The sequence below is a fragment of the Sulfurospirillum halorespirans DSM 13726 genome (genome assembly GCF_001723605.1).
Classification (GTDB): Bacteria; Campylobacterota; Campylobacteria; order Campylobacterales; family Sulfurospirillaceae; genus Sulfurospirillum; species Sulfurospirillum halorespirans.
The window spans coordinates 1,415,875-1,429,569 of sequence record NZ_CP017111.1 but is presented as its reverse complement, the minus strand read 5'-3'; the positions used below and the strand labels follow the sequence as shown (position 1 = coordinate 1,429,569).

Annotated in this window: 13 protein-coding genes; 3 read left to right on the top strand and 10 right to left on the bottom strand. The window is 43.2% G+C overall.

From position 1 onward, the window contains the following. Window positions 1-33: 33 nt before the first annotated feature. The 5 genes from hypA to hypB are packed head-to-tail and all read right to left on the bottom strand — an operon-like array spanning window position 34 to window position 3,613. Window positions 34-375 (bottom strand): hydrogenase maturation nickel metallochaperone HypA, encoded by a 342-nt coding sequence (gene hypA, locus SHALO_RS07120; RefSeq protein ID WP_069477982.1) that lies wholly within the window; start codon window positions 373-375, stop codon window positions 34-36. Continuing rightward, window positions 375-1,379 carry a hydrogenase expression/formation protein HypE gene (gene hypE, locus SHALO_RS07115; protein WP_069477981.1) on the bottom strand — a complete coding sequence of 335 codons (1,005 nt, stop codon included), beginning with the start codon at window positions 1,377-1,379 and terminating at the stop codon, window positions 375-377. The genes hypA and hypE overlap by 1 nt, the downstream gene beginning before the upstream one ends. Continuing rightward, window positions 1,376-2,500 (bottom strand): hydrogenase formation protein HypD, encoded by a 1,125-nt coding sequence (hypD, locus tag SHALO_RS07110; RefSeq protein WP_069477980.1) that lies wholly within the window; start codon window positions 2,498-2,500, stop codon window positions 1,376-1,378. The genes hypE and hypD overlap by 4 nt, the downstream gene beginning before the upstream one ends. Then, entirely contained in the window at window positions 2,493-2,762 is a 270-nt protein-coding gene (locus tag SHALO_RS07105; RefSeq protein ID WP_069477979.1) for a HypC/HybG/HupF family hydrogenase formation chaperone, read from the bottom strand. The genes hypD and SHALO_RS07105 overlap by 8 nt, the downstream gene beginning before the upstream one ends. A gap of 2 nt (window positions 2,763-2,764) precedes the next feature. After that, window positions 2,765-3,613: a hydrogenase nickel incorporation protein HypB gene (hypB, locus tag SHALO_RS07100; protein ID WP_069477978.1), complete on the bottom strand. Its 849-nt coding sequence runs from the start codon at window positions 3,611-3,613 to the stop codon at window positions 2,765-2,767. Between the two features lie 100 nt (window positions 3,614-3,713). On the opposite strand from hypB, the gene SHALO_RS07095 reads away from it, so the two are divergent. The 3 genes from SHALO_RS07095 to SHALO_RS07085 all read left to right on the top strand — a co-directional run bounded on the left by SHALO_RS07095 (window position 3,714) and on the right by SHALO_RS07085 (window position 8,023). Next, window positions 3,714-4,388 carry a hypothetical protein gene (locus SHALO_RS07095; protein WP_069479367.1) on the top strand — a complete coding sequence of 225 codons (675 nt, stop codon included), beginning with the start codon at window positions 3,714-3,716 and terminating at the stop codon, window positions 4,386-4,388. A 110-nt stretch (window positions 4,389-4,498) separates the two neighbouring features. After that, window positions 4,499-5,689, top strand: coding sequence for an APC family permease (locus SHALO_RS07090; protein WP_069477977.1), 1,191 nt, complete (start codon window positions 4,499-4,501; stop codon window positions 5,687-5,689). Window positions 5,690-5,950: 261 nt separating this feature from the next. Beyond that, window positions 5,951-8,023, top strand: a complete 2,073-nt coding sequence (locus tag SHALO_RS07085; RefSeq protein ID WP_238585312.1) for a TonB-dependent siderophore receptor — start codon at window positions 5,951-5,953, stop codon at window positions 8,021-8,023. Window positions 8,024-8,098: 75 nt separating this feature from the next. Here SHALO_RS07085 and nikR read toward each other — a convergent pair whose 3' ends face one another. The 5 genes from nikR to cybH form a co-directional block, all read right to left on the bottom strand. Beyond that, the gene (gene nikR / locus SHALO_RS07080) at window positions 8,099-8,512 is read right to left on the bottom strand and encodes a nickel-responsive transcriptional regulator NikR (RefSeq protein ID WP_025344565.1); all 414 of its coding nucleotides are present in this window, start codon (window positions 8,510-8,512) and stop codon (window positions 8,099-8,101) included. Window positions 8,513-8,591: 79 nt separating this feature from the next. Next, the gene (gene hypF, locus SHALO_RS07075) at window positions 8,592-10,811 is read right to left on the bottom strand and encodes a carbamoyltransferase HypF (RefSeq protein ID WP_084010805.1); all 2,220 of its coding nucleotides are present in this window, start codon (window positions 10,809-10,811) and stop codon (window positions 8,592-8,594) included. Continuing rightward, a complete protein-coding gene (locus tag SHALO_RS07070; protein WP_069477975.1) occupies window positions 10,801-12,456 on the bottom strand; it encodes a hypothetical protein in 1,656 nt (551 codons plus the stop codon). The genes hypF and SHALO_RS07070 overlap by 11 nt, the downstream gene beginning before the upstream one ends. Further along, window positions 12,453-12,992 (bottom strand): HyaD/HybD family hydrogenase maturation endopeptidase, encoded by a 540-nt coding sequence (locus tag SHALO_RS07065; protein WP_069477974.1) that lies wholly within the window; start codon window positions 12,990-12,992, stop codon window positions 12,453-12,455. The genes SHALO_RS07070 and SHALO_RS07065 overlap by 4 nt, the downstream gene beginning before the upstream one ends. Before the next feature lie 12 nt (window positions 12,993-13,004). After that, window positions 13,005-13,682, bottom strand: a complete 678-nt coding sequence (cybH, locus tag SHALO_RS07060) for a Ni/Fe-hydrogenase, b-type cytochrome subunit (RefSeq protein ID WP_069477973.1) — start codon at window positions 13,680-13,682, stop codon at window positions 13,005-13,007. Window positions 13,683-13,695 lie beyond the last annotated feature (13 nt).

Below are 13,695 nucleotides of genomic sequence, written 5' to 3'. Positions count from 1 at the left end.
ACTGATTATACATTACAGACTCTTAGCCTCTCTTTACTCCATTTCAAGACGCATCAGGTACATCTCTTCACCATCAATCACGCGAAGATCCGTACTGTTACATGTAGGGCAAACAAACTCATTTTGTGTAAGTGTTGCTTCGGTGTGACAGCTTTCGCAATGCACCACAATCTCTTGCAGATGAACGACAAATTCACACCCAGCGCAAATCCCATCTTCTTTAAACGTATCAAACGCGGTTTCCAAAAGATAGGGCTCAACGCCGCTGAGCTTACCGATTTTGATCTCCACTTTGGTGATTTTAGTGGCATTGTTTTCTTTGGCATTTTTTTCACACATCTCTAACAGTGCCGTAACGATCGAAAATTCGTGCATCAACAGATCCTTGGAAGTAACTCACCTTTGGGCGGTTCTAAAAAGCGCTCCGAGCCCCATGGCGTGTGTAAAATAACTTTACATGTAAAGGCAGTGGTAACTTTTCCGATAAATGCACATTTGGCGGTTTCAGGGAATGTTTGAAGCACCTCAAGTGCTTTTTGCGCTTCGCTTTGAGGCAAGCAAATGACCATCGTTCCCTCATTAGCAAACTCATAAGGCTCAAATCCTAAAAGCTCACATACCCCTTTGACTTCTTGCGCCACAGGGATTTTCGCCTCGTCCACTTCAATGCACACCTTGGATGTCTCCGCCCATTCATTCAAAACAGCACTCAGCCCTCCACGGGTTGCATCACGCAGCGCATGAATCTTCACACCTGCGTTAATGAGCGCTTCCACGGGCTTCCATAAACTGGCACAATCGGTTTGAAGGTCGCTCTCCAACTCAATCTCTTCGCGTGTCGCTAAAATACACGCACCGTGATTGCCCACTTCATTGGAGACAATGATGACATCACCCTCCGTTAAGTTATGCGCTGAAATGCCCTCGTACTGAATCTCACCAATGCCAGCGGTGTTGATAAACAGCCCATCAACGCCACCACGAGGTACCACTTTCGTATCGCCTGCGACGATTTTAACGCCACTTTTTGCCATCTCATCACGCATACTGATGACGATCTCTTCCAGCTTTGCGTACTCAAAACCCTCTTCGATCATAAACGAACAGGTCAAGTATTTGGGTTTTGCGCCCATCATCGAAAGATCATTTACGGTTCCAGCAATGGCGAGCTTTCCGATGTTCCCACCTTTAAAAAAAAGCGGCGAAACCACAAACGAGTCGGTGGTAAAAGCGATTTTAGTGCTACCCATCACCAGACTTGCGGCATCTTCCATGCGCAGTAAAATTTCATTGTCAAAATGTTTAAAAAAAAGTTCTTTAATAAGGTTTTGGGTCTCTTCACCGCCACCTCCGTGAGAGAGAAGTATCTTTTTGCTCACGCTCTGGCTCCTTTGAGGTTCAATTTTCCATATTTGAAGTAGGCTGAACACGCCCCTTCGCTTGAGACCATGCACGATCCCATCGGATTGGTTGGGGTACAGGCTTTGCCAAAGACTTTACAATCAAACGGTTTAGCACGACCTTTGAGGATGTCGCCACAAATACACATTTTATGGTCGTTCAACTCCGTTTTAGGAAGCACATCATCAAATACAATTTCAGCATCATAAGCCGCATATTCCGCTTTAAGTTTAAGCGCACTGTTTGGAATATCACCAATGCCACGCCATCGAAAATGGCTTCGTTTTTCAAAATAGGTGTTGACCAATTCTTGCGCTTTGAGATTGCCCTCACGCGAAACGGCTCTGGCGTACTCATTGTCAACAACACTTTGACCCTCGTTGACTTGGCGCACAATGCGCAAAACGGACTCCATGACATCGGTCGGTTCAAAGCCAGCGACGACAATCGGTGTGTGGTACTTTTCAGCAATCGGCTCATAAATTTTATACCCTGTAATAACACTCACGTGTGAAGGTCCCAAGAAGGCATCGATGAGAGCGTCTCCACTACTCATAATCGCCTCAACCGCTTCAGGCACGGTGACATGGTTGATGTGAAAGAAGACATTGGTCAGTTTATTTTCAATGGCGTGTTGCATCAAAACAGCACTCATCGGTGTTGTCGTTTCAAAACCAATGGCAAAAAAGACCACGTTTTTATCGGGATTTTCTTGAGCAATTTTGATGACATCTAAAGGCGAATACAACGAACGAATATCTTTGCCTTCCGCCCGAAGTTTTTGCAAAGAGGTTTTACTTCCTGGAACGCGTATCATATCGCCAAGCGTTGCTAAAATCGTATTAGGCATCGACGCCAAAGCAATCGCATGATCAATGCGCTCTTTGGGCATAATACACACAGGACATCCAGGACCGTGGACAAATTCGATGAGCTCTGGCAAAATTTGAGAAAGCCCAAACTTCATAATGGTATGCGTATGTCCGCCACACACTTCCATAATGTTGATCTTGGAGCGACACTCTTTTTTGATCAGTGCCGCCAAGGCTTTCATATGCTCAGGGTCGCGAAATCCCTCGATGAGATCGACCTCAGACATAGTTATTGTTTCCCTCATCTTCGCTAATCTCACCGTTTTTCATCGCTTCAGCGATCTCGTTGTACGCGGCAATGCTATCTTCCGCATGCTCTTTGCTGATTTTATTCATCGCAAATCCCACATGAATCAACACGTAATCACCAATGTTAACCTCTTCAGCGATCAAATCAAGCGTGACTTTGCGCTTAACACCCATGGTATCGACTGTTGCATAATTATTTTCGTCAATTTCAATGACTTTGGAAGGAATGGATAGGCACATGGTTATCTCAATGCTTTTTTCATTTTAAGGTAATTAATCCACTGATCAATTCCTTTGCCAGACTTGCTGTCTATCTCAATGACATCGACTTTTGGGTTAAGTTTGCGCGCTTCACGAATCGCTTTTTCAACGCTAAAATCAAAATGAGGTAACAGATCGCATTTGGTGATTAAAAAGAGGTCGGCACTTCGGAACATCACAGGGTATTTGGCTGGTTTGTCATCGCCTTCAGGGACGGAGAGCAACACGACATTGAGGTGGCTTCCAACATCGTAGCTAGCTGGACAGACAAGATTACCCACATTTTCAATAAAGACAACATCAAGCCCTTCGATTGGTAAATGATGAAGCCCCTCATGCACCATAAACGCATCCAAATGGCACGCTTGACCTGTGGTGATTTGATGCGCAAGTGCGCCTTTGGCAATGATACGATCGGCATCTTGATTAGTCTCAAGATCGCCCTCAATGACCGCAAGTTTGATCTGTTTGGTATCGATTGTCGCTTCCAAAAGCGTGGTTTTTCCACTGCCTGGGCTGCTCATAAGATTGATCGCCAAAACACCATGCTCCTCAAAGTGAGCGCGATTATGCCCTGCTTGCTTGTCATTGGCATCTAAAATTTTGGTGATGACCGCGATGGTTTTTTTATCGTTTAACTGAGGATTGGCATGAATCTCATCGTGATGTTTGTGCTCGTGATGATCGTGGTCATGCGCATGAGGATGCGTGTGCTCTGTATGATCGTCATGATCGTGTGAATGGCTATGCGTATGACCATCGTGAGTGTGCTCGTGCGCATGCGCAGACCATTGAGTAGGAGTGATTGAACAACCGCAATCTTTACACATTTTGAAATCCTTGGGTATATTTTTGATCTATTATAGAGCAACTCTTTAAATGGGAGCTAAAAAAAGAAGTTTCTTAGTTATTTTTAGGAAAAATATGTCTATGAAAACAGAAGAAAAATCGTGCATTTTTTGTGGACACACTAAACTCTACAAAGCCTCTTCCACACAGTATCGCTGCGTTACATGTAAACGCACCTTTAGCCATGCAAAACAGGACAAAAAAAGAGACATCATCGCCTCTTTTATCGCCAATCACAGTGCCCATGAATGTGCCAAACGTTTAGGGCTCAATTATCTAACCGTCACTAAAACCTACCAAAAATTGCGCCTTTTGCTCATATCACACTCCGAAGCCCTCTACACAGAGCAAACAGATACGTTTTCCCAATACGATGAGTACTATTTCCTGCCTACATGTAAACGAGGGAAACCAACGTATCTCTTCGATGCTATCGGCATTTTAGGCATGTTATACGACAAACGCATTCACACGCTTCTGCTCCCCGATCAATTCGCCCATCTTAAAAATTTAGAAGAAGATTCCATCGAAAAAGAGACCTATGCACGCTATCTCAACCAGCACAAAGTGGCACATTACGAGAGTTTTGACAACGCCTTAGTCGATTTTTGGTATTTTTTAGAAGGATGGATGGATCATTTCAAAGGGATTAAAAAAGAGAATTTTATCTATTATCTCAAAGAAGCCGAGTTTAAATTTAATTATAACGAAGAAGAGCAGAGGCTGATTTTGGAAAAGATGATTCGTGAAAAATAGTCTCTTTTTTCTTTACATGTAAACAGTTAAAGTCCCATCTAGCACCTAAAAAGCGGACTTAAAGCTCTAGCGTACTACACTCTTTTTTTACTATTTTTAAAGCGAATCCCATGAAAAAACAGCTCAATACCGTAACACTCACTGGTTTGATGATAGGGCCTATTTTAGGCTCAGGTATCATTCTTTTGCCGCCCATTGTTTATGATCTCACGGGCAATCTTTCCATTCTTGTGTGGTTAATCATCTTAGCGCTTGGATTTACATTTGCGCTTGTTCTTGGGAATTTAAGCATCAAATTTCCAGGCGATGAAGGGGTGACAAATGCGGTACAAGAAGCCTTTAGCACCAAACTCAAATTTCTGACGTCGTATTATCTGATCAGTGCCGTTTTTTTTGGGCCCGTTGCTGTTTATCTCATAGGCGCTCATTTTCTTCAACCTCTTCTTGGCGGAGATGTTAACATACTTGCATTTTCGATGTTACTGTTCACGCTTTTTGCCCTTTTGCGGCCTGTTCATTTTTTGGGAACGCTCTCTTTAATCGTCACGACGATCATCGGCATTATTTTAAGTCTTGGGAGCATTGCTATTTTGGTAGGGCATGAAACCACTTTTTCGGTGGATTCACCGTTTGATATGAGCCTGATTTCACGGGCGTTACTGCTTGCTTTTTGGGCGATTGTGGGCTGGGAAGTCGTGGGCAACTACTCTAACGAAGTGAATGATCCGAAGCGAACGATTCCTAAAGCGGTGAAGATCAGCGCTGTCATTATCTCACTCATCTACCTTTTAGTCGTCTGCGCCATCCAATGTGCTTCACTTGATCGCACGAACACTATCACGGCGCTTATCTATCCTCTATTTGGAACAGCCAGTGCGTTTGTTATGGGTATTTTAGCAATGCTTCTGTGTTTAAGCACGGTTTTACTCTTTGTGGGTGGCGTTTCAAGGCTCATCTGTGGACTGGCCGCTGAGGCTACAGGAATACTGGGTCTTTTGAACAGACGACTTGAAAATGGAGCACCCGTCGGTGCAACACTTTTTTTGTGCTCCATCAATGCCATTGTTTTAGGCTTAGTCACTTTAAACGTCTTTACAACGCAAGACTTAGTCGCCTTGGCAGATGGTTTTTTTATCGCCAATGCAACAATCGCACTTCTTGCCGCGTACAAACTCGCAACAACGAAAACCATTCGGTATACAGCACTTTTTTTAACAATTATCTTTGCCTGTATGCTTTTGAGTGCACATTGGATGGTTCTTGGTATCATCGCTCTTTTAGCGTGGAAAGTACTGCGTTAGACTCTTTACATGTAAAGAATTTTATCTTCAAATTTTGACTCCTTTCGTGTTAAAAACCTTTTAAACAGATAAAAATATTCTTTTTTACGTCACATCCCTAGTGAACTTTAAACGATAAATAAATATAATGATTCTCAATTAATTGCAATCTTCCCGAAAATTTTGATTAATTAGCGTTAAAAAAATTGCATATTTATGTATTGAAAAAGGAACGGTATGAAAAGTGTTTGCATAAAAAAACATGCACTACTAAGCCTGTTATTGAGTTTAATAACAGCCAATGCACTAGCAGAATCTGTAAAAGAGGAAACATCGGTTCTCTCAAGCATTACCATTGAAGATATACGTGCAGAGGGACTTCGACCCGAGACGGTTGAAGCGGGTTCGTTTCGAGGAGCCAACATTATGGATGTGCCCTCAACTGTGAATGTCATCACCAAAGAGGCATTGGATTTGCAAGCGGCTACGGGCACGTATGATGCGCTTCGCAATACCGCAGGTGTCACCAAACAGCAAAACGGTGGCGAGACGTGGGATCAATTGGTTATTCGGGGCATTGAAGTTCAAAACCGTACCAATTATCGACTCAATGGCTCTTTGCCGCTCATGAACTTTAGCCAAGTTCCACTTGAAGATAAAGAGCGCGTTGAAGTGCTTAAAGGTGCATCAGCACTCTATTATGGGTTTACTTCTCCTGCTGGCATTATTAATTACGTCACCAAACGCCCAACAAACGAGCCTATGGCAACTGTTGGTTTAATGATGGACAATTACGGCTCAGCCGTGGCGTCCGCGGATGTAAGTGAACGTTTTGGAGAAGAAAAACAAGTCGGTGTGCGTGTCAATGCCGCAGGAGGAACGTTGGGATCGTATCTGGATGATGTGGACAATGGAAATCGTAGCTTCGTCTCTATGGCGCTTGATTGGCAAGTGAGTGATCGCTTAACCATCAAAGCCGATGTCGAACATGATCGTCGTAAAGTAACAGAACAAGTGGGCATTGCTCTTCCAAAAGCGGTTAATGGCGTCATTACTTTACCGCACACGGTTGATCCAAAAAGCTTAGTAGGGCCGGATTCTACAAAGTTTGAAACGGAAACGACCAATGTTTTACTCAGATCCGATTATGCGCTCAGTGATATGTGGAGCCTTGGACTTGAAGCAGGACGAGCGAAGACGGAACGCGAACGCAATCTTGCTACCTTTACCTTTTCTAACCCGCAAGCAACCACGCTCAATACGGGTGCAGGAACGCTCAAGGTCAACCACCAAGAGTACGAATACACTTCTGATTTGTTGCGCGCAGAACTCTATGGTGTGCTTACTTCGTGGGATATTCAACATGACATCACCTTTGGTACCAGTTACACTGAGAAAAATCAAGACCCTATTTCAAGCAGCAGCTCTTCGACACTTGCTCAAAATCTCTATACGCCTCATACGATAACCTCAACGGTTTTCACACAGACAACGGGCGTTTCGTATACCACGAAAGATACTGGTTTTTATACAATGGATCGTGTCACACTGAATCCGCAGTGGCAGGTTATCGGAGGATTGCGTCACTCCAAGTACGAGAGCGATCAAGATGTAACGCGCTATGAGGCAAGTGAAACTACACCGATGGTAGCCCTTGTCTATAAACTTTTGGATAGCGTATCGCTGTATGCTTCGTATTCAGAGGGGTTGGAAGAAGGCGAAGCGGCACCAACAGGAAGCGAAAATGAAGCTGAACGTCTAAATCCAGGCATTAGCAAGCAGTACGAGTTAGGCGCGCATTGGCTGATGCCAACGGGAACACTGGTATCAGCGGCGGTGTTTGATATAGAAAGTCCTGGGTACTACACTGACGCGGCAAACTATTATGTCGCAGGTGGGCATAAACGCTACAGTGGCGTTGAGCTCTCGCTTCAGGGAAAACTGACAGAGCAACTGAGCTGGCTTGCTTCCACACAATGGTTAGACCCTCGTTTTGAAGATATGAGTGGTGATGCAACGGCACTGAACGGCAAATTACCTGAAAATGCGGCACGTCGTACAGGGAGTCTGTTTCTAAGCTATGACCTAAGCAGTGTTGCTGGGCTTTCGATTAACGGAGGGGCTTACTATACCGGTCGTCGTCCTGTGAATGACCTAAACCAAGCGTGGTTGGATGATGTGACCATTTTCAGCGTCGGTGGACGCTATGTCACCAAGTTGTACGGCAAGAAAAACATCTGGCAAATCAATGTCGATAATGTCACCGATAAAGAGTATTGGGCGGCAGGTGGAACACGCCTTGCGGCAGGGTCTCCTCGCATCGTTCGTTTGAATTATAAAGTGGAATTGTATTAGTATTTTGTAGGTGAATGCTTTACATGTAAAGATACGTGAGTAAACAAAACGTTTACTCACGCTCGTTAAAAAAGCTTAAGAAGCAGGGATGGATGCCTCTACAAGTTTGGAGAATTTAACCCCTTTAAGCCCTGCAATTTTTTGTGCAAAGTCTTTGACTTCAGAAACTTTTCCCGTCACCATCACGGTTTCTAAACAGTTTTCGTGACTGACGTGTACGTGTGTGTTACACATAATATTCACTTTTGCATCGTGTTGAATCTCTAAAATCTTCTGAACAAGCTCATTTTGATGATGGGTGTAAATCATTGTCAAAACGCCGATGACATCGCTGTTATCGTCTTGCCAATCGTCCTTAACGATTTTTTCACGAATGAGATCTCTGGTAAATTCACTGCGTGAGGCATACCCTTGTGCATCGACTTTTTTATCAAGTTCTTCTAGCAATTTTTCGGGTAATGAAACACTAAAACGAATAATTTTATCCATGGTATATCCTTTCTTAATAGACTTCATCTGCATTCTAATCTTACTAATCTTTAAATATTAAAATGTAAAAATATTAATATTATTTTAAAAGGGATTTAGAGAGCTGTCCAACACAAATTCCGCCATCATTGATTGCTAATTGTAGCGGAAAATAGAGATTTTGTGTGACATTTTGAAGAATTTGCTCCATAAGTGTGCGATTTTGAAACACCCCACCGCCTAGTACCACGGGGTATGGGTAGCGCGAATGTACCTCACAGAGGATGTTTACCAGTGTATTTAAAAATTTAGAAGCGATTAAGCGAGGTTCGCGGTCTCTGAGCATTTGTGCAAACATGGGCTTATAATGGACTATTTTAGCGTCGATTTCAACCTCATAGAACTCCGTAATCAAAGGATCGTAGAGTGCTTCAAGAAGTAACCCACTCTCACCATCGTAACTCACATTGCCCTCCATTCCGCACAAAACAGCCACGGCATCAAAGAGTCTTCCCACAGATGAACAGCGTGGGGCATTGATCTTTTTGGTATAAACCTGTTTAAGACGTTTGAGTGATTTTTCATCGAAATAATCCAATAGATGCACATCAGCATCATCGCCTAAAACATCCCACAACAAAGAGGCTAAAATACGTCTGATCTCTTTGATGCTCGCGTCCCCTCCCAAGAGTAAAAAAGGCTCAAACGAGACGACACGCTCATAGTTTTTTTGATCACATACCAAAAACTCGCCACCCCAAATGGTGCCATCATCCCCATAACCCGTACCATCCCACGCAATACCAAGGACGGGTTCACTGAGATGATGCTCGAACATCGTTGAAAGAATATGTGCATAATGGTGTTGGACTTGCACAAAAGGAATTTTCTGCTTCTTTGCCCACTGGGTTGAGGCGTAATTTGGGTGCAGATCACCCACAATAAGATCGGGTGTAAAGTCATAAAAACGGGCAAAATTTTCTATCATTGTTTCAAAAAGTTCAATCGAAGCGATGTTATCCAAATCGCCGATGTAGGGGCTAATAATGATTTGATGGTGGTGGTAAATCGCGATCGCATTTTTTTGATGCGCGCCTACGGCTAAAATCTTGCGCTCATCTTTTGAATTCACGCGAAAACTCTGCGGTGCCATACCCCTCGATACGCGCATAATGAGGGTTTGATCGCCCAAGTATTGCAAAACGCTGTCATCACTGGAATTGACGATCTCACGATTGTAATCTAAATAATACTCCACTACGTCGCTTAATTTCTCCACCAAAAGAGAAGCGTCGCTGATAATGGGTTCCCCAGAACGATTGGCGCTGGTCGCGACGATGGGATTTTTGAGGTACTCAAAAAGGATTACATGTAAAGGTGTGTACGGCAAAAAAACACCGAGGCGATCGATGCGTGGCGCAATCCGTGGACTAATTTTGGAGGTGGTAGGTTGATGCTTTACAAGCACAATCGGACGAAGCAGTGAGCCGATGCCCTCCTCTTCTTGTGGGCTTAAAGTACACACTTCTTTGATCGCATCAAGGTTTCTAAACATCACGGCAAACGGTTTGGAAGGTCTGTGTTTTCGTTCTCTCAGACGTTCAATCACTGTGTCATTGGTTGCATCGCACATCAGATGAAAACCACCCATACCTTTCATCGCGACGATATGCCCTGTGTTAATCAGCTCGGCTAGTTTTTGAATCGCTTCTTCATTGACGCCCAACAGTTCACCTTGTATCGAACGCAATGAGAGTGTGGGACCACATTTTGGACAACTAATGGGCTGCGCGTGATAACGACGGTTTAGTGGGTTGGTGTATTCCTCATTGCACGCGTCACACATTGCAAAAGGTTCCATTGAAGTGTAAGGACGATCATATGGCACGGTTTTGATAATGGAATAACGAGGGCCGCAATTGGTGCAGTTGGTGAAAAAATAATGGTAGCGTCGATTGGTTGGGTCGTGCAACTCTTTGAGGCACTCTTCGCAAATCGACATATCGGGCAGAACCAGTGAGGATTTTGTGCTCGCTTCATCGCTGTGGTGGATTTCAAACGTGGTATCGTCTTTACATGTAAGGATTTCTTTTGTCCAAACATCGATGCGTGCGAGAAGTGGGAGTTCTTTAAACAAAGCCTGTTCAAACGCTTCGAGGCTTTCTTCAAATCCTTCGATCTCGATAACAACACCCAAAGAGTTGTTCAACACAAACCCGCTAAGAGCGTAACGCGAGGCTAACGTATAGACAAAGGGGCGAAATCCAACCCCTTGGACGATACCTTCTATACGATAAATCAGACGTGATTTACTGGTCAATCGGCAACTCTTTATTGAAGCAGATCGTATGATTGGGTTTGAGATTTTTAATGATCATCTCAGAAAAACGTTTATAGCCAAAAAGTGAACCACACAACGCTATCTTCGTGCTCATCAAATTTTCCTTATGCGCATCGGCAAGATCAGAGATAAAATACGAAAGACTCTCCATATACCCAAAACTGAGCGTCGTATTATCGGTTCCTGCAAGTTTAAAGCTCATACCGCTGCGAAGCATTCTGACGTAATCAAGATCGGAGCTAAGGGCGTCCTCTTTTTGCAAAAAGTAGTCAATGCGTGGCCCTTTAAGTCCACCAAAATCTTCTGCATTTTCCAAAAGTTGCTCACCTGCGCGCTCAAAATCATCGCTTAAACCTAAGGCTATTGCCATCATTTTCCACAGCGAATAGACACTTTTAGGTGTATCGCTGGGCATTTTAATTGCAACCGCTTTGGCGTAAATTTCAGGAAATTGCTCTTTATAATGTGCCACCAAACGCTCTGCACTTTCGCTGCTTCGCTCGACTTCAGCAAAGAGTTCTGTAAAAGAAATAGGCAGTAAAATCTCCACAAGATTGAGCATACCATGCTCTTTGGAGTAGTGCATCATGCGATCATTGTGAAGAGTGCTGAAGTAAAAACAGCTTGATGTCGCATCGAAAAGTTGATGCTCTTGCATAATAGATGCAAACGCAGCATGTGAAGGTTCTTCAAATTTTTTCAAACTCGTTTTAAGTGCCGTGGAAGCATAGTCACTTCCCTTAAGAATAAGAATCGCACCATTTTCAAGCACGCTGATAAGAAGTGGCTCTAGCGCATTTTGGGTAACACTCACGCTCACACGGTACGTTGCTTTGCACGATGATGCTTTGAAAAGGAACTGAATGCCTTTTGCAAACAGATGCTTAGAAAGCTGATACAGAAAAAGATCATCGGCAAGGCGTAAGGTGACGCGAGATTGCGTAATAATTCCTTTTTGTGCAAAAAGGGCATTGACTTTAAATCGAATAGCAGGGCGCTCTAATGAAGCCAAGGCTTTTATCTCATTTTCCCTGCACACAACCATACGCTCAACAACCGATAAATCAGTCGCGACCACTTCAAACGCTTTACACTCAGTGCTGTTTTCAATTTTACCAAAGACAAACGAGCCATTTTTGGTTTGAATCGACACATTTTCACCGCTTGAAATCAGTTCAGCAACGTTGCTATAAAGCGTTTCATAGCCTGCCGATGTGTTTACATGTAAAAGCTCTTTCTCGTCATGAAAAAGGCTTACATGTAACTCTTTTTCACCCAAAATCGGTGAGAGATAGTGTGGCGAACTTGGTGAATCAACTGACGCTAAATTTTTAGGTGTAAACTCAGCGTTGTAGGATAAAGAAGGTAAAACTTCTGCCTCATTTGGCATTGCATCCACGACTTCAACACTGGAAGATTTAAAGAAAATGGACAGAGGTAGTGAGGCGGAGAGCGTGTCGGCAAACGTGCCCAACGTTGTCTCATCGGCTTCAACACAAAGCGTTACAATCGATTCTTTACGAATAATTTTATGCAAAATTGCACAATCACTTGCGATCTCTTTCAGTAAATTTTCTAAAATTCCATTATGCGAGACATAGTTAAATTCAAAGGCTAAGATCATCGATTCTCCAGACACGACAGGTTGGCTACACTTTGGATGTCAATATTGTTCATTTGCTCATAGGTAAAGCCTAATTCTACCAGATGTTTCAGTAAAACACTCTCCATCACGACACTTCCTTTTAAAACAGCAGGCGTGAGTTCCAGTGTTGTATCATCCACGACTTCGGGGATAATACCAACGATTTTTGTGGTAGGGCGATCTCCAACGAGATCCATCATCGTGAGCGTTTGAAGCATCTCAACTTCATGTGCACTTCCTTGCCATGTGATCGTGTTGGGAACATTTTCAAAATCGAAAAAGTAGACATCACCGATCTTCCCATCTTGTGCATCCACACAATCAAGAACGACAAGGTATTCATATTCAGCAATAACGGGGATTAATCTTTGTGCGAGGGTGCCACCATCAACAAATGTGATTGTGTGCTCAGGCGAAGAAAACTGATACTTTTGTTCAACAAGGCGGCATAGATGAACTCCGACGCCTTCGTCGGAGAACATCACATTGCCAATGCCTAAAATCAACACTTTCAAGCCAAGACTCGCTTAGTGTTTTGGGTGTTGTTTATGAAATTTGTAACCACTAATAATCGCATCCATGGAACCTTCTTTTCCCATGATGGAGTTAAAGATCGCCATATAGATGTGAATTGGTAAGAAGATCAAGATACCCCACATAACGATATGGTGAATCTCTCGAACCATTGAAAGTCCGCCAAGCATTGCTTCAATGGGGCGCATATAGTCATATAAAAAGCCCCCAATACCGCCTGCTTGATACGAATGTACATACAAAATAAGACCTGTGATGCTAATGATAAAAATCATGGTATACAGACCTACGTATGCAATAAACTGCAACGGATTATACACACCTCTTAACTGAGGATGTTCCCCCATAAAAAGGTAATATTTAAGCTGCCCAAACCACACTTTTGGACTGACAAAATCTAAAAACGATACCCTCTCTTTTGAACTGATACGATCAGCAAAAAAGAGGTATGTTTTAAATAGCGTAATGGCGATGAGTAAAAATCCTGCGATTTCATGCCACATTCTGAATTTTGCATTTAAGAAGAGGATAGGCTCATCTGATGCTTCAGGTGCAATGAACACATAGGTTAAATAAAACCCTGTCACCGTTAATACAAAAATAGCAATTGCTCTAAGCCAGTGCGTCCAACGAAGCCCTGCTGAGAACTCAAATTCTATATCTCTTTTCATCTTAGACTCCCTT

Excerpts from the sequence above, each read along its gene's own strand:
- hypB (WP_069477978.1), bottom strand. The coding sequence starts at position 3,613 with ATGTGTAAAGATTGCGGTTGTTCAATCACTCCTACTCAATGGTCTGCG.
- SHALO_RS07105 (WP_069477979.1), bottom strand. The coding sequence starts at position 2,762 with ATGTGCCTATCCATTCCTTCCAAAGTCATTGAAATTGACGAAAATAAT.
- nikR (WP_025344565.1), bottom strand. The coding sequence starts at position 8,512 with ATGGATAAAATTATTCGTTTTAGTGTTTCATTACCCGAAAAATTGCTA.
- hypD (WP_069477980.1), bottom strand. The coding sequence starts at position 2,500 with ATGTCTGAGGTCGATCTCATCGAGGGATTTCGCGACCCTGAGCATATG.
- SHALO_RS07090 (WP_069477977.1), top strand. The coding sequence starts at position 4,499 with ATGAAAAAACAGCTCAATACCGTAACACTCACTGGTTTGATGATAGGG.
- hypA (WP_069477982.1), bottom strand. The coding sequence starts at position 375 with ATGCACGAATTTTCGATCGTTACGGCACTGTTAGAGATGTGTGAAAAA.
- SHALO_RS07070 (WP_069477975.1), bottom strand. The coding sequence starts at position 12,456 with ATGATCTTAGCCTTTGAATTTAACTATGTCTCGCATAATGGAATTTTA.
- SHALO_RS07095 (WP_069479367.1), top strand. The coding sequence starts at position 3,714 with ATGAAAACAGAAGAAAAATCGTGCATTTTTTGTGGACACACTAAACTC.
- cybH (WP_069477973.1), bottom strand. The coding sequence starts at position 13,682 with ATGAAAAGAGATATAGAATTTGAGTTCTCAGCAGGGCTTCGTTGGACG.